This window comes from Perlucidibaca sp. (assembly GCF_057084925.1).
Genome location: NZ_JBXMRC010000018.1, coordinates 1 through 19,114, shown reverse-complemented (window position 1 = coordinate 19,114; position 19,114 = coordinate 1). Strand labels below are relative to the sequence as shown.

The 19,114-nt window shown below is 55.2% G+C and carries 15 protein-coding genes; 5 read left to right on the top strand and 10 right to left on the bottom strand.

Annotation, left to right across the window (positions count from 1 at the left end):
- Positions 1 to 4 precede the first annotated feature (4 nt).
- The gene (locus AC14IB_RS05565) at positions 5 to 1,165 is read right to left on the bottom strand and encodes an acyl-CoA dehydrogenase family protein (RefSeq protein WP_068858874.1); all 1,161 of its coding nucleotides are present in this window, start codon (positions 1,163 to 1,165) and stop codon (positions 5 to 7) included.
- 128 nt (positions 1,166 to 1,293) lie between these two features.
- Positions 1,294 to 1,959: an HTH-type transcriptional repressor FabR gene (gene fabR, locus AC14IB_RS05560; RefSeq protein WP_484230945.1), complete on the bottom strand. Its 666-nt coding sequence runs from the start codon at positions 1,957 to 1,959 to the stop codon at positions 1,294 to 1,296.
- Positions 1,960 to 2,107: 148 nt separating this feature from the next.
- On the opposite strand from fabR, the gene AC14IB_RS05555 reads away from it, so the two are divergent.
- Together AC14IB_RS05555 and AC14IB_RS05550 are read left to right on the top strand one after the other, a co-directional pair.
- Positions 2,108 to 3,163: a ferredoxin reductase gene (locus AC14IB_RS05555; RefSeq protein WP_484230944.1), complete on the top strand. Its 1,056-nt coding sequence runs from the start codon at positions 2,108 to 2,110 to the stop codon at positions 3,161 to 3,163.
- A gap of 18 nt (positions 3,164 to 3,181) precedes the next feature.
- On the top strand, positions 3,182 to 4,294 hold the full coding sequence (locus AC14IB_RS05550) for a fatty acid desaturase family protein (protein ID WP_484230943.1): 1,113 nt from the start codon (positions 3,182 to 3,184) through the stop codon (positions 4,292 to 4,294).
- On the opposite strand, the gene AC14IB_RS05545 is transcribed toward AC14IB_RS05550, so the two are convergent.
- Complete coding sequence (locus AC14IB_RS05545) at positions 4,295 to 5,074, bottom strand: sterol desaturase family protein (protein WP_484230942.1); 780 nt, start codon at positions 5,072 to 5,074, stop codon at positions 4,295 to 4,297.
- Between the two features lie 142 nt (positions 5,075 to 5,216).
- Here AC14IB_RS05545 and dusA point away from each other — a divergent pair, with 142 nt between their 5' ends.
- Both dusA and tal read left to right on the top strand, forming a co-directional pair.
- Positions 5,217 to 6,185, top strand: a complete 969-nt coding sequence (dusA, locus tag AC14IB_RS05540) for a tRNA dihydrouridine(20/20a) synthase DusA (RefSeq protein ID WP_484230941.1) — start codon at positions 5,217 to 5,219, stop codon at positions 6,183 to 6,185.
- Between the two features lie 11 nt (positions 6,186 to 6,196).
- On the top strand, positions 6,197 to 7,144 hold the full coding sequence (gene tal, locus AC14IB_RS05535) for a transaldolase (protein ID WP_484230940.1): 948 nt from the start codon (positions 6,197 to 6,199) through the stop codon (positions 7,142 to 7,144).
- An 8-nt stretch (positions 7,145 to 7,152) separates the two neighbouring features.
- On the opposite strand, the gene AC14IB_RS05530 is transcribed toward tal, so the two are convergent.
- From AC14IB_RS05530 to AC14IB_RS05500, 7 genes are read right to left on the bottom strand one after another with little or no spacing between them, the layout of a single operon-like run.
- Positions 7,153 to 7,653 carry an STAS domain-containing protein gene (locus tag AC14IB_RS05530; protein ID WP_068858859.1) on the bottom strand — a complete coding sequence of 167 codons (501 nt, stop codon included), beginning with the start codon at positions 7,651 to 7,653 and terminating at the stop codon, positions 7,153 to 7,155.
- Between the two features lie 2 nt (positions 7,654 to 7,655).
- On the bottom strand, positions 7,656 to 8,840 hold the full coding sequence (locus AC14IB_RS05525) for a PP2C family protein-serine/threonine phosphatase (RefSeq protein ID WP_484230939.1): 1,185 nt from the start codon (positions 8,838 to 8,840) through the stop codon (positions 7,656 to 7,658).
- A 2-nt stretch (positions 8,841 to 8,842) separates the two neighbouring features.
- Positions 8,843 to 9,577: an MlaA family lipoprotein gene (locus tag AC14IB_RS05520; protein WP_484230938.1), complete on the bottom strand. Its 735-nt coding sequence runs from the start codon at positions 9,575 to 9,577 to the stop codon at positions 8,843 to 8,845.
- A gap of 29 nt (positions 9,578 to 9,606) precedes the next feature.
- Positions 9,607 to 10,728 (bottom strand): beta-ketoacyl-ACP synthase III, encoded by a 1,122-nt coding sequence (locus AC14IB_RS05515; protein ID WP_484230937.1) that lies wholly within the window; start codon positions 10,726 to 10,728, stop codon positions 9,607 to 9,609.
- Between the two features lie 7 nt (positions 10,729 to 10,735).
- Positions 10,736 to 14,500 carry an ATP-dependent RNA helicase HrpA gene (hrpA, locus tag AC14IB_RS05510; RefSeq protein ID WP_484230936.1) on the bottom strand — a complete coding sequence of 1,255 codons (3,765 nt, stop codon included), beginning with the start codon at positions 14,498 to 14,500 and terminating at the stop codon, positions 10,736 to 10,738.
- A 5-nt stretch (positions 14,501 to 14,505) separates the two neighbouring features.
- Positions 14,506 to 16,179 (bottom strand): AMP-binding protein, encoded by a 1,674-nt coding sequence (locus AC14IB_RS05505; protein ID WP_484230935.1) that lies wholly within the window; start codon positions 16,177 to 16,179, stop codon positions 14,506 to 14,508.
- A gap of 34 nt (positions 16,180 to 16,213) precedes the next feature.
- Positions 16,214 to 18,040, bottom strand: a complete 1,827-nt coding sequence (locus AC14IB_RS05500; RefSeq protein WP_484230934.1) for a M61 family metallopeptidase — start codon at positions 18,038 to 18,040, stop codon at positions 16,214 to 16,216.
- A gap of 52 nt (positions 18,041 to 18,092) precedes the next feature.
- On the opposite strand from AC14IB_RS05500, the gene AC14IB_RS05495 reads away from it, so the two are divergent.
- The coding region (locus AC14IB_RS05495; protein WP_484230933.1) for an alpha/beta fold hydrolase at positions 18,093 to 19,114 on the top strand (1,022 nt) is incomplete at its 3' end.

Sequence of the window (19,114 nt, the reverse complement as noted above, 5' to 3'; positions counted from 1 at the left end):
TGAATTAAATACGTTTAAAAATTTTCCTGGCCAAGCTCATGCGATGAACTTCATTGGGGCCATCGTAAATCCGGAACGAACGCGCATCACGGAAAATACGCTCCACGATGCTTTCTCCCGTCACGCCCCGGCCACCCAACACTTGCACACTGCGGTCTATGACTCGCCAAATCGCTTCCGAACTGATGACCTTGGCCATACTCGATTCCACATTGCCCTGCTCGCCCTGATCCAATACCCAAGCACAGTGCTGAATGGTTAGACGCGTTGTGTGCAAGTCCATTTCATTGTCGGCCAACGGAAAACCAACGCCCTGATGCTCAAGGAGCTTTCGGCCAAAAGACTCCCGCTGCTGGGCATAGCGCGTGGCCACTTCGTGGGCTCGTCGAGCAGCACCCAGCCAGCGCATGCAATGTGTCAAACGCGCGGGCGCCAAACGCACCTGGGCATAGCGAAAGCCCTTGCCAATCTCTCCCAGAACATCCTCAGCCGGCACATAGAGATCCTTGAGGGCAATCACACCGTGGCCGCCGCTGAAGCAAGAGTCCAATGAGTCCATCATGCGTTCGAGATGAAAGCCGGGCTTGTTGGTATCGGACAGGAACATGGTGGCTGATCCATCGGGCATTTTTGCCATGATGATGGCAAAGCTGGCACCCTCCGCGCCGGTGATAAACCACTTGCGGCCATTGATGCGATAGCCATCACCATCCGGCGTGGCCGTTGTAGCGAGCATGCTGGGGTCAGAGCCTGCGCCATCATCGGGCTCGGTCATGGCAAAACAAGAGCGAATGCGGCCATCCACCAAGGGTTGAAGCCAGCGTTGCTTCTGCTCCTCGTTAGCCACGATCTCCATGAGGTGAATGTTGCCCTCATCTGGCGCATGAATATTCAGTGCAATCGGGCCCAGTGGCGAATACCCCGCCTCCTCAAAAACCACGGCTTTAGCTAGATGAGATAGCCCCAGGCCACCTAGCTCAACCGAGGCATGCGGCGTGAGTAAGCCAACAGCACGAGCCTTAGCAATCAGCTCGTTGCGCAGCTCGACGCTTGGGCCGTGTGCGGTTTGGCGAGAGTCCTGCTCGTAAGGAATGATTTGCTCAGCAATGAAATGACGAACCTTGGTCTGTAAGGCGAGTAAGTCACTGGATAAGGCAAAGTTCATCGCAACTCTCTTGTTCAAATTTTTAGACTGGCCGGATCATGCCGAAACTCGCTTCAGAATGCGAGCCATCCTTCGCATTAAACAGAGAGCACGTGGGTGTTGTGGCATAGGGCAAAGACAATACCCCGTTAAGACTCCGTGACGGCCAATGTGCGAGCTCCCATCAAAATCATTTTTAACATGAGTGCGGTCTGCTCTAGGGTGTCAACCTGTGCTTGTGCGCTCTGGCTCGCAGCGCTGGCACCCATAACGAATACCAACCGGGTGATGGCACGCGCCACTACATCAGCACGATGCAACTTATGACCATTCAATGCCTCCAGTCGCAGCAGGTCATTCATTAACTCGTCTTCGAAAAAGACCAACTGCTTTTCCACGGCCTGCTTAAAGGCATCCGAACCCACCTTGCCCTCGCGCAACAATAAATCGAGATAACCCGCCTCCGAATTGAGCTGCTCCATAAACACCTCTAAAGAGGTGCGAACGACACTGCGCTCACGACTGACACGCTGCCTCGCTTCACTAAAAATACGGCGCAGACTGCTACCGGCCAGCTCGATGAGAGCGATGGCAAGCTCGTCAATATCTTTGAAATGGCGATAAAAGCTGTTCGGGGCGATGCCAGCCGCACGCGCCACCTCACGCAAACTCAGTGTAGACACGCTGCGGGTTGGTCCCAGCAGGGACATGGCGGCGGCAATGAGCTCATCGCGCGATATGACGGCCCGACGCCCCTGTGGTCCCCGGACTAGACGCTCAGCTGCAGGTGCTGGCAACGCGGTAGTGTCATTCATTCTGCTCATACTCTGGTTGGCAGGCATGAACAAAGTATAGAGCCAATGCGCCTAGACATTCATGCAGAAACAACGATGCAGCACCAATAGACATATGTCTATACAAGTGTATAATAAATGCATTACTTCTTACCTTCGGATGTCCACTGTGCCTCCCAACCAAGCGACCTCCTTCCTATTGGATGCCATATTTAGCGCCGATGCTTTCGATTTCTGGGCGCGCAAAGTACATCCACTGTGGTCTTGTAAAAAGCCACTCGCGCAGATTGTTTCAAAACACCCAGAGTCAGAGGATGCCGTAACCCTCGTTTTGAAACCGAATCGTCACGTCAGCGCCTTTATTGCCGGGCAACACGTCAACGTCAGTGTCGAAATCGATGGCCGCCAGCACAGTCGCAGTTACAGCCCACGTTATCTCGCAAACAATCACATCGCTATTACCGTCAAACGCATAGAAGGTGGCAAGGTCAGCACCTGGCTCTGTAATCAGAGTCAGCGGGGCGATATCGTGAAATTGAATCCTCCTTTTGGCGAAATGACGCTGAAGGAAAAGCCGAGCCACGCTATTTTTCTCGCCGCGGGAAGTGGCATCACGCCCTTCCTAAGTTTGATTCAGGCGCATGCCAAGACTGGCCAACGCATCACATTGCTGTACTGGGTACGTGATGACGCCTCTACTTGCTTCGCTGAATCACTCACCCAACTTGCGCAAGCAAACCCGGCATTTCGTCTGCATCTCCTGATGACACAACCCAAAGATGGCATCGCCTCCGATCGCATTCACCTCGCACAAATAAACGCACTGGTACCCGATCTGGCCAGCTCACATTGGTATGCCTGTGGTCCGGAGGGCTTTGTTAGCACTGCGGCCGCATTGGCCAAACAATTAAGTAGGCCTTTTTTGGGGGAAGCTTTTAGCCTACCTGAGTTGGCGGCAAACCCAGGCGAGCACGTACAAATCCATCTGCTGAAAAGCCGTAAAACGCTTTCAGTGCCTTCGGGTGAGCCCTTGTTAAGTGCGCTGGAAAATGCCGGCATTCAACCTGCCCACGGCTGTCGACGAGGTATTTGCAATACCTGCGCCTGCCCCAAGAACAGCGGTACAACACGCAACATTTTGACCCAAGAAGAGCAGCACGAAGCGGTCTCTGGATTGCGCTTATGCATCAGTGCAGCCTGCTCAGACTTGACGTTAGACCTCTAAATCCATCGGAACATGCTCATGAAAAACCTGAATACGCGCACACTGTCTGCCCAAGATTTAGCTCTACTCGCCAAGGAGCTGGATGCCGTGCGTGCCCGCGCCATGGCCGATGTCGGCGAGAAAGATGCACGCTATATACGACGCGTCGTGGCACTGGTGCGCTACAGCGCTTTTGCCGGTCGCGCCCTGCTCATGCTCAGTTTTTTCCCGCCGGCCTGGGTACTGGGCACGCTGTTGTTAGCTCTATCGAAGATCGTGGAGAACATGGAGGTAGCGCACAATGTCATGCACGGTCAATACGACTGGATGGGTGATCCCAGCCTGAACGGCCAGACTTATGAGTGGGATCTGGTGGGTACCAGCGACAACTGGCGCACCTCGCACAACTTCATGCATCACACCTACACCAACATCAAGGGCATGGATGACGATGTCGGCTACGGTGTTCTGCGCCTGTTCCCGGAGCAACGCTGGAAGCCGCACTACCTGTTCCAGCCTGTCTACGCGGTGATTTTTGCGCTGCTGTTCCAGTGGGGCATCGCCATTCAGGAGCTGCGCCTGGGCCAGCTCTTTAGCGGCAAGAAGTCCAAGGAAAAGTTTGCCGAAGAATTCGCACCGGTGAAGCGCAAGATCCGCCAGCAGGTATTTAAGGACTACGTTTTCTTCCCGCTCCTCGCCGGCCCGTTCTTCCTGCCGGTGCTGGCTGGTAATTTCGTCGCCAACGGCATCCGCAATATCTGGACCTATTCGATCATCTTCTGCGGTCACTTCACCCGGGATGCCGAGATTTTCCCGAAAAGTGTGCTCAAGGATGAAAGCCGCGGCCACTGGTACATGCGCCAGATCAAGGGCTCATCGAATCTGGAAGGCGGGAAGTTACTCAATTTACTGTCGGGCAACCTCAGCCACCAAATCGAGCACCATTTATTCCCGGATGTACCGGCCTGGCGTTATGCCGAGATGTCCAAAGAGGTCCGCGCCATCTGTGATCGTCATGGCCTTCATTACAATACCGGTTCGTTTATGAAGCAGGCCAGCCAAGTGACTTGGCGTATCCTTCGCTATGCATTTCCATCGAAAACACCCAGCGCTCACCTCAATGAATTTCGTGCAGAAAGCACTGCAGGTTAATTAGCGCCACGGCTGCGACAACATGCCGGGAATGCTGTTGTCGCGGTCCTCGTGTAAAGTGGTTAGGCCAATCTCAAGCGCATTCCCTTGCGCGGAGACGGCGCGATAGGACGAAAACAACCAATCCCACCACGGCACTAAAAAACCAAAATTGGTATCGGTTTCTTCTGGACAGCGTGAATGATGCACCCGATGCATATCCGGCGTGACCAATACGCAGCGAAGCCACGTCTCAAGCCGTGGATGAAGACGAATATTGGCGTGATTAAACAAGGCTGAACTGCTCAGCAAAATCTCAAAAAGCAGCACCGCTTGTGCTGGAGCACCTAATGCCAGCACCACCAGCATCTTCCAAATCATAGAGAAGAACATTTCCAGTGGATGGAAACGCAGGGCGGTAGTGACATCGAGCACTCGATCACTGTGATGCAAGCGGTGCAAACGCCAGAGCAAGGGCCAGGCGTGCGATAGCCGGTGTTGAGCGTAGATGCATAAATCAAGCACCAAAATAGCCAAGACCACCGTCAGCTCAAGCGGCAGCGACCACACAGCCAATAGACCAATGCCATGTTGCTCGGACCACAGCGCCACACCTATCAGAGAGATAGAAAAAGACACGCGGAGCAGAATAATGGCCACCACTTGAAGTGCGAGATGATTTCGCCATCGTCCCACACGATTTTGTGTGGCCATGCGCCAAGGGTAGAGCTGTTCAAGACTCGCCATCACCAGCAAGGTGATAAGAAAGGGCACAAGGCGAAAAGAAGTCTCATTTAACATCGAGTTGCCTTAGAAGTTTCGCTGGGTAGGTGTAATCGTTATCCCATGACATACTACGCTCAACCGTACAGCACGCTTTTATTTTATGACATGCGCCCCTGCCAGCGTCGTCTTTTGATCAACCTGAACTCAATACGCCATCATGCTGACCGCTAAAAAACTGTCCGTTGCGCCGATGATGGACTGGACAACCCGCGCCGCCCGTAACTTCCTGCGCCTGTGCAACCCGCATGTCCGCCTCTACACCGAGATGGTCACCACACAAGCGCTGGTCTATGGCGATGTGCCCCGCCACTTGCGCTTCGAGGCCGAAGAGCATCCGATTGCTTTGCAACTCGGCGGCAGCGATCTGAAAGACCTGGTGCATTGCGCCAAGCTCGGCGAGGACTGGGGCTACGACGAGATCAATCTGAATGTTGGCTGCCCGTCCGACCGTGTGCAGCAGGGCCGCATCGGTGCCTGCCTGATGGCCGAGCCGGCACATGTCGCCGAGGTCGTCGCCGCCATGCAGGCCGCCGTAAGGGTACCGGTGACCGTCAAGCACCGCATCGGTATCGATGGTCTAGAGCATTACGACGACATGCTCAACTTCGTCGATACCGTGGCGGCACAGGGCTGCCCGCATTTCATCGTGCATGCCCGCATCGCCATCCTTGCCGGACTCAGCCCCAAGGAAAATCGCGAAGTGCCACCGCTGCGCTACACCGATGTCTATCGCCTGAAGCAGGATCGGCCTGAGCTCACCATCGAGATCAATGGCGGCATCAAGACCGTGGATGAAATTGTCGGTCACTGGCAGCACACCGACGGCGTGATGATCGGTCGCGAGGCTTATCACAACCCCTATTTGCTGACGCAGGCTCAGACGCTCTGGGGTGCCACTGAATTACCGACACGCGCGGATATTCTTCAGGCCTATTTGCCGTTTGTGGAAAAAGAACTAGCCAGCGGTGTTCCTTTAAATCAAATCACACGGCATATTCTAGGACTGTTCCTCGGTGTGCCCGGTGGCCGTCGTTTCCGCCAGGTGTTGAGCACTCGCGCCCATTTGCCCGGTGCCGGTCTAGAGGTCTTGCGCGATGCTGCTGCGCAGACCGAACTACTTATCTGATGAGTTCGCGCATGAATCCGTTACAGCAATTACAAGCCTGCACCATTGTTGTCGCCGACACCGGTGACATCGACAGCATCCGCCGCCTGGAACCGGTCGATGCCACCACTAACCCATCCCTGATTCTCAAGGCCGCGAGTGATCCGACCTATGCCGATATTCTCACGCAAAGTATCGCCAGCGCCGGCAAGCTGGCTCCCAGCCAGCGCCTGACCGCCGCTATCGAGGCGGTGTCGGTCGGCTTTGGAGTAGAAATTCTGAAACACATTCCCGGCCTGATCTCGACCGAGGTGGATGCTCGTTTGTCTTTCGATGTGCCCGCCACGTTGGCGCAAGCGCGTCGCTTGATTCAACGCTACCGTGAGGCCGGCGTACCGCGTGAGCGTGTGCTGGTCAAAATTGCCAGCACCTGGGAAGGCATTCAAGCCGCTCGGCAGCTCGAGCAAGAAGGCATTCACACCAACCTCACCCTGCTGTTTAACTTTGCCCAAGCGCAAGCGGCTGCCGAAGCCGAAGCTACTCTGATCTCGCCCTTTGTGGGGCGCATTTTGGATTGGTACAAGGCCAAGACCGGCGAAAACTACAGCGCGGAAACAGACCCTGGCGTGGTTTCGGTACGCGAGATTTTTAGCTATTACAAAGCCTGTGGGCATAAGACCGTGGTCATGGGTGCAAGCTTTCGCAACACGGGCGAGATTCGTGCGCTGGCTGGCTGCGACAAACTCACCATTGGCCCTGCCCTACTCGATGCCCTGGCACTGGAAACCGAAGCACTCAGCCCACAGCTCAATGCCAGTGCGCTGGCCGAGCAGCCACGTCAGCCCGCACTTAACGAGGCTGCGTTCCGCTGGCAGTTAAATCAAGACGCCATGGCCACAGAAAAGCTGTCAGAAGGGATACGCTTATTTGCTTCAGACTTGTTCAAACTGGAAGCCCTGATGGCCCCACGCTTAACCTGAATACGGGCTTAATGACGTTGACGCTGCTCATTCTCAAGCGCGTCAACCAAGCTGCGGAAAGACACTTGATTGCTCTCGTTCAAGCTCATTAATGTACGATGCGCATCAATCACACTCTGGGTAACTTCATCCTCGCTTAAACACTCCACCGGCAGCTCAGCCAGCTTGTCACGAATGGCTGCCGTGGTATGCAGAATACGAAAGACTTGATCAAAACCCATGCTTTCCAAAATCCGCTCAATGTCCGGATTAATGCAAAGAATGACAGGCTTACCCAGCTTGCGCGTTTGCAGAGCAACCGCAATTTGCGCCAGCAAGCCAAGGGCCGTTGAGTCAATAGCTTCGGTTTCGGTGAGATCAATCAGCACGGCACGCAGGCCGGCGTCATGCAGCAGATGATCTTCTACAAAACTTTCCAGCGAGGTACACAACGGAACGCGCACGTCGCCCCGAAGCTTTAACACGTAGGTGCCGTTATGAACGGCATATTGCATTTTGCAGGCGTCCATTTTTACTCGTCACGCTGAATCATAAGCAACGCAATATCGTCCGGGACGTCACGTACCGATGGCAAACCAAGGCGCTCGATAAGGACATCAAGCTGACCGTTGGCTGCCGTTACTTCCGCTCGCAAAAGTGCCTCCTTGGCGACTAAGTCACTGGCGGAAAGAATCTCTAGGATACCATCGGAAGCGGCGACAAGCGAAAAGCGATGCTGCAAATCCACCACATGTTCTTCATATTTTGCGTCTTGGAACAGGCCCAAGGGCAAGCCAGATCCGGCTAACTGTATGACTTCATTGCCATTGCATAAAATGGGAGGCGGATAATGCGCGCCAACGGCGTAGGTTAGTTTTTGCACATTGGTATCAATAACCCCACAAAAAACCGTGAGGTGCTTACCCGTATCGAGGGCGCGCAACTCTTCATTCATCGCGGCCATGATGCGTGCAGGCGACAACAAAGATACTGACGTGCGCTTTTCAAAGTGACGACGTATGCGATTCGTTAAGGTTTTCAGGAATACCGTAACGAAGGCGCTGGAGGCGCCATGCCCCGACACATCTGCCAAATAGAAGGCGGTTCGGCCCGCGCCCAAACTAAAGTAATCGACAAAATCGCCAGATAAATACAGCGAGGGCAAGGTGAAGTGACTCAGTCGCAAACCGTTGGTTTCATGCGGACTGGGCGGCAACATACGACTTTGCACTTTGCGCCCTGCGCGCTGATCCATTTCCAGCAGTTTTAAGCTGTGAGCCAGTCGCTCATTGGTTTGCTCAAGCTCCAACCGGACGCGTTGATTTTCTTGTCGCAAACTAAAGCGCTCAACGGCTCGATGCACAGACACCCGCAGAATATCGTCGTTCAATAGCGACTTAATGAGAAAGTCACTGGCACCTTCTTGCAGTGCATTAACGGCTTCATTTAGGGAGGCAGATTCGGTGATAACAATCACTGCGGATTCGGGCAATTCATGCAGCAAGGCTCGGAGTAATTGCGAGCCATTCGCCAGGGCTAAAACAAGGTCGCCAATGATCAGCGAAGGCTGCAAGTTCCGAGCTAAGGCAAAGCCCGCATCGGCATCCGCCGCACTGACCACCGAGAAGCCATCCAGCTGCAGCCAGCCTGAAATACGCGTGCGTTGGTCAGCGTCCGCGTCGATCACCAGGATAGTACCTGGCGATGTGCGACTCATGATTAGAAGGTGTCCGAAGCAGCATCACTGCTGAGTGAATCATCAAGAAACTCATCTTTCGTTAAAACACCATCGGCAATGGCAAATTCACGCTGCTGTAGGTAGTAGTCGCGAATAAACAGATAGCGATCGCCCTCAATGGCTTTTTCAGCATTGAGTAAATCCGCACGCGTATCGGTCACGTCCAGTGCCGTCATAACAAAGCGCGCCGATTGTTCTGCGTAGCGGCGCGGATCGCAGGTCATATCAGCCACTCGCCCACCCGTGTCGCGCACGGTACTAGGGCCCAACAAAGGCAGCATCACATAAGGACCTGGCTTAACGCCCCACACAGCCAGCGTTTGCCCAAAATCTTCTTTCTGGCGCGGCAAGTCCATGTGTTGCGCCACATCCAAAATACCCGCCACGCCAAACGTGCTGTTAAACATCAGGCGAGCGGTTTGCCCAGCGGCATCGTGCGGTTTGCCTTGCAGCAGCTGGTTCACAATGGTGATGGGCGTAGCCAAGTTATTAAAGACCCGGGTAATAGCGTCATCGACTAGGGTAGGCATTAAAAACTGGTAGGTTTTTGCAACAGGCTTAGCGACATAACGATCAACAGATTCGTTAAAACTAAACACGCCCCGATTAAACGACTCCCAAGGATCGGCAGGATCATGTGTCGCCGCCGTTGCGCCGGAGACGCTGGTAAACGCCCAAAGCGCGACTATCCCTGTGAATTTCGTGATGGCCTTCATGTGCATCTCCCTACCCTTAAAAGCTGTCATTAACAGCGGCGAACAACCACGCTACCAATGGAATAGCCTGCACCAAAGGAGCAAATCACACCTACATCGCCCGCAGCCAAATCGCGGCGGTACTTGTGAAAGGCAATGATAGAACCTGCCGAGCTGGTGTTGGCGTATTCATCCAGAATGACCGGTGCATCATCACGACTAAACTCGCGACCCAGTACACGCTTGGCAATGAGCTCATTCATGCTCAGATTCGCCTGATGCAGCCACAGCCGTTTCAGGTCATTCACGCTCAGATTCAGTGACGTACTGTGCGCCACAATTTGTTCCGCCACCATCGGACAGACTTCTTTGAAGACTTTTCGGCCTTCCTGACGAAACAGCTTATCTCGCGTGCCCACACCAGACTCATCGCAGCGATTTAAAAAGCCAAAATTATTGCGGATGGCATTGGAGAACTGCGTGACCAGACGAGTCCCCAGCACCTCATACGCGCCGTCTACCGTGCAGGTTTCCGCCGCTTCCACGACCATGGTGGTGGAAACATCGCCGAAAATAAAATGGCAATCGCGATCGCGGAACTCTAAGTGGGCGGAGGTAATTTCTGGGCTAATGACCAACACACAGCGTGCTGATCCGGAGCGAATGGCATCCACCGCATTCTGCAAGCCAAAGGTGGCTGACGAACAGGCCACGTTCATGTCATAAGCAAAACCGCCGCAACCTAATGCTTGCTGAACCTCAATGGCCACGGCTGGATAGGCGCGCTGCATGTTTGAGCAGGCCACAATAATGGCATCGACATCCGCCGGCGTTTTACCCGCTTGAGCCAAGGCTTCACGTGCGGACAGAACGGCAATCTCGGCTTGGATACCTAGCTCATCGTCGGCACGTTCAGGAATGTGCGGAAACATGCGATTCGGATCAATCACACCCGATTTATTCATGACATAGCGCGACTTAATGCCCGATGCCTTTTGAATAAACTCGGAGCTGGATTCTGCCATAGCAGTCACTGTGCCATCGGCAATGGCGTCGGCATGGGTTTGGTTGTACTGCTGTACATAGGCATTAAAGGCAACCACCAGTTCATCATTACTAATGGATTCACTGGGGGTATACAAACCCGTTCCGCTAATCACCACACGTTGCATAAAAACCTCACATCATGAGTTGCGACCACAGCCGATCTAAGCGCTCGGCAGATACCGGGACGGCGGTCTTTAAAGGCTGCGAGAACACGGAGATACGATACTCCTCTAGCAACCATCGGTACGATGCCAAAGTCGCAATATCTTGCCCTCGGCGAATTTTATCTTCATACGCTTGGCGCAATAGTAGCTCGCGCCGCTGCAACTCTGCGCTGCCCTTATCATCACGCAGCAGATTGTTACTGAGCTTATCCAAGCGCAATAACATGGCCTTTAAATAGCGTGGGAACTGCTGCCAACGCTCAGCCGGAAAACTACGCAAACACTGGGCTAAGTTCAACGCTGCCAACTGCCCTTCCATATCCGTTCGCGCCAAGGCAAAAACCGGCTGCTGCAATGCAGCACAACGCTGCCGAACTTGATGCGCCAAACTGTAAATCTGCGCCACCACCACAGCCAACTTCAAACCTTCCGGCACCAGGCGCGGTCGCACCTTTTGCAAGGCCGCATCAAACTGTGACTGAGTGTAAACCAGCGCAGGTTCAGTGACCAAGGTTGCCGTCACCACCGCGCGTCCGAAATCGACGGCGAGTTGTTCTTTTTTCAGCCAATGAGCGGACTGCAAGAGCAAGCCGGGCTGATCGGCAAGGGCTTTCGTTAATGACTTCATTTCCGCTACACAGAGCGAGCGCATCAACTCCGCCACACCCTCACGATGCAGCTGCTCAGCTTCTTCTTGGCGGGCCATCAAGCGCAGCGCCAGGCCCTGCTCCGTCAGTTGCAAGGCAGGATAAGCACGACTCGGCAGTCCGCGTTGTTGCGTTTCAATTAACGTGGGCATATCACCGAAATCCCAACGCGTAATGCCACTGCGCTCCCACTGCTGACGGGTGGGTTGATCGGCCACCGCTTGCGCTTGCGGATGCTGACTGAGCTGAACGCGCAAACGACCTAAGTCCCGGCCTTTGGCCAGCACCTGATCGCGCTCGCCAAGCACACGAATTTGCATTCTGAAATGCGGGTCCAGCATGTCCACGGCCCAGTCTGCGGATTGAATCACCACACCCCGCCGCGTCAATGCCTGCGACAGTACCGGCAGCAACTGACCTTCACCAAAGCGAATTTGATCCAGCACCATTGCAACCGTGTCGGGCAAGGGCACCATTTGACGACGCAGGGCTTTAGGCAGGGCACGCAACAGCGCATCAATTTTGTCGGCGATCAGGCCCGGCACCAACCAGTCCAATTTTTGCGCCTCGATATCTTGCAGCAGGCCCAGCGGCACGGTGACGGTCACACCATCATCGTCATGGCCAGGTTCAAACACATAGCTCAGGGGCAGCTCATGGCCGGCCAATCGCAGGCTGTCGGGGAACAAATGGGCAGGATGTTCGGCAGACTTCGCCAGCACATCGTCGTCTTGCATGAAGAGTAGGCGCGGCTCGTCTTTTTCGCCGCGATGACGCCAGTCTTCAAATGTTTTCAGGCTGGCAATATCGTCGGGTAAACGGGCGTCGTAGAACTGAAATAGCGTTTCTTCATCCACCAATAAGTCGCGGCGGCGGGCCTTGTCTTCGAGCTGCTGAACTTCAGCGACGAGCCCTTGGTTGTGCTTCAGGAATGGGGCCTTGAGGTCACAATCTCCTGCCACCAAAGCGGAACGGATAAAAATCTCACGGCAAATGCTGCGGTCTATCTTTTCGTAATTGACCTTACGCTTGGCATGCAGGATCAAGCCGAACAGGGAGGTTTGCTCATAGGCCATGACCCGACCCTGGCGACGCTCCCAATGCGGCTCGGCATAGCTGCGTTTAAGCAGATTGCCCGCCAAATGCTCAATCCATTCCGGCTCTACTCGCGCAGTCAGGCGCAGATACACACGCTGCAGCTCCACCAATTCCGCGGCCATGATCCACGGCGGTCCTTTGCGTGCCAGTACCGAGCCGGGAAAGATCATCGCCTTTAAATTACGCGGGGCCAGATACTCGCGATCCTCGCCCTTTTGTGCGATCTGCGATAACAGCCCCGTCAGCAAGGCGCGATGGACGGCCTCATAGGGCGCGGGCTCGCGATTGATGGGTAGCTTCAACATCTCCACCATTTGCACGAGCTGCCGATACGTCTCTCGCCATTCGCGCAGGCGCAGCCAAGACAGGAAATGTTTGCGCGCAAACTCGCGACGCTCGCGCTCGGTCAGGGTCTCTTTTTGCGTCTGCAATACCTGCCAGAGCTTCACAAAAAAGAGAAAATCCGAGTCCGGATCACGAAATTGCGCATGACGCTCATCGGCTGCTTGCTGCTTATCATGCGGACGATCACGCGGGTCTTGCACCGACATGGCCGCCACAATAATCAGTACCTCCTGCAAGGCACCTAATGGGGCCGCCGCTACCACCATGCGCGCTAAGCGAGGGTCCAACGGCAGTCGCGCGAGCTGACGACCCATCGGCGTGATGCGACGCTGCCTATCCACGGCGCCCAGCTCATCCAGCAAGCGGTAGCCATCGTTGATTAGGCGGGAGTCTGGCTCATCCAAAAAGGGAAAGCGCTCTAGCTCGCCAAGCCCCAGCGTTTGCATCTGCAAGATCACTGCCGCCAAATTGGTGCGGTGAATTTCCGGGTCGGTAAATTCGTCGCGGGCAAGGAAATCCGCTTCGCTGTAGAGACGAATGCACAGCCCCGGCGCGATACGGCCACAGCGACCCGCGCGTTGGTTGGCGCTAGCGCGGGAGATCGCTTCAATGGGCAATCGCTGCACTTTAGACCGATACGAGTAGCGACTAAGACGCGCAAAACCAGGATCGATGACGAAGTGAATATTCGGCACCGTGAGCGACGTTTCCGCAACGTTGGTGGCAATGACGATGCGCCGGCCCGTGCCCCGCGCAAACACCTTTTGCTGTTCGCTCACGGACAGTCGTGAATACAGCGGCAAAATCTCGGTGTGAGGTGGGCCGTACTTACGCAAGGTATCTGCTAGCACACGAATTTCGCGCTCGCTGCTGGAAAAAATCAGAATGTCGCCGCGCCCGACCTTGCCGTTCTGGCGCTCGTAACTCAGGCACTCCTCCACCGCCGCCACCACCGCCCGCGGGATGGCCTCCTCGATGTCGTCAAAACCCTCGTCCTCGCTGCTCACCGCCGCTTCCAGCGCGATCGGGCGATACAGTATCTCCACCGGATAGCTGCGCCCCTGCACGACAAACACCGGGGCATCGGCAAAGTGTTTGCTAAAGCGCTGCACATCAATGGTGGCCGACGTCACAATCACTTTGAGATCAGGCCGCTTGGGCAACAGCGTGCGCAGATAGCCGAGCAGAAAGTCAATGTTCAGACTGCGCTCGTGGGCTTCGTCGATGATCAGGGTGTCATAGGCTTTGAGCAGACGGTCACTGGCCAGCTCGGCCAGTAAAACGCCATCGGTCATCAACTTGAGGTAGGTGGTTTCAGCCGTTTGATCGGTAAAGCGCACCTTATAGCCAACACCGGCACCGAGGGTTGTGCCCAGTTCTTCGGCAATGCGCGTGGCCACCGTACGTGCCGCGATTCGGCGCGGCTGGGTATGGCCGATCAAGCCGTGGCGACCACGACCGGCCGCCAGGCAGATTTTAGGCAGTTGCGTGGTTTTACCGGAGCCGGTTTCACCAGCTACGATCACCACCTGATGCTGCGCAATCGCAGCGATCAGTTCATCGCGTACCGCCAGTACTGGCAAATCGGCCGACCAGTCAATCTCGGTCGGAACCTGCGCGGCACCTTGGTACGCTTTAACCACGAGCCTCAGGCGCCGCGCAGCTCGCGACGCAGAATTTTGCCGACGTTAGTCTTAGGCAAATCTGCGCGGAACACGATAGTGCGCGGGACTTTGTAGCCCGTCAGGTTGGCACGAAGATGTGCCATCAGGGCTTCTGAAGTTAGCGCCGGGTCTTTCTTGACCACGAACAGCTTCACCACTTCACCGGACTTCTCATCGGGCACACCCACCGCTGCACTCTCCAAGACGCCGGAATGCAGCGCAGCCACATCTTCAATTTCATTGGGGTAGACGTTAAAGCCAGACACCAAAATCATGTCTTTCTTACGGTCTACGATACGCAAATAGCCATCGGGCTGAATCACCGCGATATCGCCGGTTTTTAGCCAACCGTCGGCATCAATCGTTTCGGCTGTTGCATCGGGACGTTGCCAGTAGCCTTTCATAACCTGTGGACCGCGTACGCAGAGCTCGCCAGCATCGCCAATGGCGGCCACTTCACCGTCTTCGGAAATGGTTTTCAGCTCGGTGTTCGGTACGGGCATGCCAATGGTGCCAAGGCGAATGGCATCCAACGGGTTCATGGTCACCACCGGAGATGTTTCGGTCATGCCAAAGCCTTCACAGATACGGCAGCCGGTCAGCGCTTCCCACTCTTCCGCTGGTTTCATTTGCATGGCCATACCACCCGCCACGGTCAGCTTCAAGGTCGAGAAGTCGAGCTGACGGAATTCCGGGTTATTCAGTAGCGCCACAAACAGCGTGTTCAGACCTGCCATGGCGGTGAATGGCCAACGCGCCAGTTCCTTCACAAACGACGGGATATCGCGTGGGTTGGTGATGAGAATGGAATGACCACCCAGCTCCATCATGCCCAAACAGCACACGGTGAAAGCAAAGATGTGATAAAGCGGCAGCGGAGCAATCATGATCTCCTTGCCGGGATTAAAGCTGGAGGTCAGCACGGCACGCATCTGCAGCAAGTTGGCCACCAGATTTGCCTGCGTCAGCATGGCGCCCTTGGAAACGCCCGTGGTGCCTCCGGTGTACTGCAACACGGCAATATCAGTTGCCAGTGCGGTGTGATCCACGCAGGGGCGACGCTTGCCGAGCTTCATGGCTTGAATGAACGGAATAGCGGTTGGTAGCGAGAATGCGGGAACCATCTTCTTCACATGCTTTACCAAGGCATTAATGACCTGACGCTTAGGCGTCGGCATCATATCGGCCAGCTCTGTCAGGAACAGGTATTTGATGCCCGTTTGCGGCAGCACTTCCTGCACCAAATCACCAAAGTTGGCCAGGGCAACCAGAGCCTTCGCACCGGAGTCATTGAACTGGTGCAACATTTCGCGGGCGGTGTAGAGCGGGTTGGTATTCACCACCACTAAACCGGCGCGCATCGCACCAAAGACCACCACGGGGTATTGCAACAGGTTCGGCATTTGCACAGCAATGCGGTCGCCCGGTTTCAGATCCGTATGGTTTTGAATATAGGACGCAAACGCATTGCTTAAACGATCCAGATCGTTATAGCTCATGGTTCGGCTGGCAAAGGCCACACTATTGGTAAATGCCGGCGCGTCGCCAAAACGATGGCAGGCCTCATGGAACACTTCCAACACCGAGTGGTAAGCCGCTGTATCAATTTGATACGGTACAGAAGCGGGGTATTTATCTTTCCAAAATTCAGCAGACATAGGGCACGCTCACGTCGTTTTTATTGTTGGTGGTTCAAGGTAAAGGTAATGCCACGCTGGGCGTCAACATCCATTGTTCAGCGGCTTGGCGCTCAGCCATGTCATCAGGCCAGGGCAAGTAACAGGTATCCATTGGCGCAGCGCTAAGCTGACAGCGGGTCGCCAGCCATTCATCGCGGCGGAAAGCATACACTGAGATAGTGTCGCCGACAGCTCGTTGCAGCAGACGTTTATCCCAAGTTGATTGATTTACACGCAAACCATCGATAGCTACGATGATATCGCCGGCCGAAAGGCCCGCTTGCTCCGCAGGACTGCCGGATTGCACAAAGGTCAGCTGCACACCGCCCTCACTGGCCTGTGTTTTCACGCCCAGCCAGGGTCGCGGTGCAGACCCGGTGCCGGGCCGTCCGCCGGCATCGCCTGCCCCTTCGCTTGCGCGCAGCGTTGGCTTTAAACCAAGATCACTGAGTAGGGCCTGCCAAGGCAGCTCCTCCGTGGCGTGCAGTGCTTTGTCGAGCAGTGCATTTATGGCGGGACCGGCAAGCTCAACCAGCATGTCGCGAATATCCTGCTCCACAATTCCGGTTTGCGTTAACGCAAAGCGTCTCCAAAGACGGCGCATCAGCGTATCCAAGCTGTGCTGCTGATGCGTCAGTGCGCGCAGGGTTAAATCGAGGCACAAGGCCACCAACGCCCCTTTGATGTAATAACTAACGACGCTGTTAGGCGAGTTCTCATCACTTTTGTAGTACTTCGTCCACGCATCGAAGCTGGACTGCGCCAGCGTTTGGTGCTCCCGCCCCGGCGTGCGGATATGACGCGTAATGTGCTGAGCTAAGAGCTCTAAGTAGCTGTTGGGGCTAATGAGCCCAGTACGCACTAAAAACAGATCGTCGTAGTAAGAGGTTACGCCCTCAAAGAACCAGAGCAAGTCGGTATGCACTTCTCGCCGCAGGTCATAAGGCATGAACGCCTGAGGTTTCAGCTGCTTCACATTCCAACTGTGGAAATACTCGTGGCTGCATAGCCCCAATAAAGCGCGATAACGATCGCTGGGCTTGCTCTCGGATTCGCCCAACGCCGGGAGGTCGTCTCGACTGCACAGTAAGCTCGTGGAGCTGCGGTGCTCTAGGCCGCCATAACCCTGCCCTACCACCATAATTTGAAAAAGGTAGGATTGAAACGGCGCGGGTGCGCCAAAGAAGGCGATTTGCGCCGCGCAAATAACCCGCAAATCACGGACTAGACGTGGCACATCGGCATGAAACTGTCCGGTGATGGCAATGGCATGCGGAACGCCCGCCGCTTCAAATTCGGCATAGGTAAAGCGACCCATCTCCACCGGATGGTCAATTAAGGCGTCATAGTTTTCAGCGCCATACAGACCAAAACCCAACGATTCAGCGCTTAGCCTGGGCAAGGTCGTGGCGACCTGCCAATCGCTCACTCCTTCCGGACAGCACAACGCCACACTCACCGCCTCGGCCTCCTGTCCGGCCACGGCCAAGAACAATGAGGTGCCATTGAAATAGCCGTGATGCTGGTCCAAATGCGCGGAGCGTACCGACAAATCCCAAGCATAGACCTCGTAATGCACGGTTAATGGCCCTGCCACCGGCACACATTGCCATGACGATTTATCTAAGGCGCGACAGGTTACCGTCTGTCCATGAGCATCGTAAGCGTTCAGTCTCGTGATGTTGCGAGCAAAGTCGCGAATCATGTAGCTTCCGGGTATCCAATCGGGCAGCCAAAGGCGTTGGCCTTGTGGGTCCGGTTGTGCGATGGTCAGCGTCACTTGAAACCGATGCGACGCGGGCACGGCGCTGGCAACCCGGTAATGAATAGCCGCTTGCATACCAGCTGAGCTCCTACTAAAAAGACGATACAAATAGAGGTTGGGCAGCATAATGAATATCGCACCTGCTGAACATATTACCGAGAGCGATGCCGAAGGGGTTGAGTTCTTGCTGGCAGAAGATGGTCACGCCATTCCCTTACGCCATTGGCCGGTCGCGCACCCCAAAGCGCTGATTCATATCGCGCACGGTATGTCTGAGCACAGCGGGTTATACGCGGATGCAGCAGCAGCATTTAATGCAGCTGGTTATGCCGTGATGGCCCATGACCATCGCTGTCATGGACTCTCAGTGCCCATCGACAAGTTGGGGCAAGTCAGTGAGCACCAGCATTGGGAAGCCGTCTGCGCTGATATGCGTAGCGTGAATGTCCATGGCAAATCAGTCTATCCAGATGTGCCTTGGATTCTGATTGGCCACTCCATGGGCTCATTCATTAGCCTGTCTTTCGCGGAGCGTCACTCCCAACATATTGATTTACTCGTACTCCAGGGCACGAATTACGAAGCGCCTTGGTTCACGTGGGCAGCGCACTGGTTTGCCGCGTTTGAGTGCTGGCGCCAAGGCATTAACGCCCGCAGCCCAATCATTCATGCGCTCACCTTTGGCAAATTTGCGCGCGCCTTTAAACCGGGCTCCGACTACGACTGGCTCTCGCGAGACACGCAGTTTGTGCAACGTTACTTGGATGACCCACGCTGTGGGGTGACCTGTACCAACGGCTTCTGGCGTGATCTGCTGGAGGGTTTAAGCCGAACCCAACGCATGAGCAATTTGCGTAAGATCCGTAAGGACCTGCCGATTTATTCGTTTGCCGGCGCCAAAGACCCCGTGGGTAAAGAAGGCGTCACCGTCGCCACGTTGGATGACAAGCTAGAAACCGCAGGCATGCGTGATGTCACCCTGAAAATCTATGAAGATGCCCGCCACGACCTTTTCCACGAGACCAATCGTGCCGAAGTCCTGAGCGACCTCATTCAGTGGCTGGATGACACCCTAGTGCGTGTCGCTCAACCCGCTTGCACTCTGAAGCCCGCACAAGAGCCTGCCGCCTGGCTGGCCGGCTCCGCCTA

Coding starts and splice junctions, on each gene's coding strand:
- AC14IB_RS05530 (WP_068858859.1), bottom strand. CDS start 7,653: ATGGACGCCTGCAAAATGCAATATGCCGTTCATAACGGCACCTACGTG.
- AC14IB_RS05565 (WP_068858874.1), bottom strand. CDS start 1,165: ATGAACTTTGCCTTATCCAGTGACTTACTCGCCTTACAGACCAAGGTT.
- AC14IB_RS05515 (WP_484230937.1), bottom strand. CDS start 10,728: ATGCAACGTGTGGTGATTAGCGGAACGGGTTTGTATACCCCCAGTGAA.
- dusA (WP_484230941.1), top strand. CDS start 5,217: ATGCTGACCGCTAAAAAACTGTCCGTTGCGCCGATGATGGACTGGACA.
- AC14IB_RS05500 (WP_484230934.1), bottom strand. CDS start 18,040: ATGCAAGCGGCTATTCATTACCGGGTTGCCAGCGCCGTGCCCGCGTCG.
- AC14IB_RS05550 (WP_484230943.1), top strand. CDS start 3,182: ATGAAAAACCTGAATACGCGCACACTGTCTGCCCAAGATTTAGCTCTA.
- AC14IB_RS05545 (WP_484230942.1), bottom strand. CDS start 5,074: ATGTTAAATGAGACTTCTTTTCGCCTTGTGCCCTTTCTTATCACCTTG.
- AC14IB_RS05520 (WP_484230938.1), bottom strand. CDS start 9,577: ATGAAGGCCATCACGAAATTCACAGGGATAGTCGCGCTTTGGGCGTTT.
- fabR (WP_484230945.1), bottom strand. CDS start 1,959: ATGAATGACACTACCGCGTTGCCAGCACCTGCAGCTGAGCGTCTAGTC.
- AC14IB_RS05505 (WP_484230935.1), bottom strand. CDS start 16,179: ATGTCTGCTGAATTTTGGAAAGATAAATACCCCGCTTCTGTACCGTAT.
- AC14IB_RS05525 (WP_484230939.1), bottom strand. CDS start 8,840: ATGAGTCGCACATCGCCAGGTACTATCCTGGTGATCGACGCGGACGCT.
- tal (WP_484230940.1), top strand. CDS start 6,197: ATGAATCCGTTACAGCAATTACAAGCCTGCACCATTGTTGTCGCCGAC.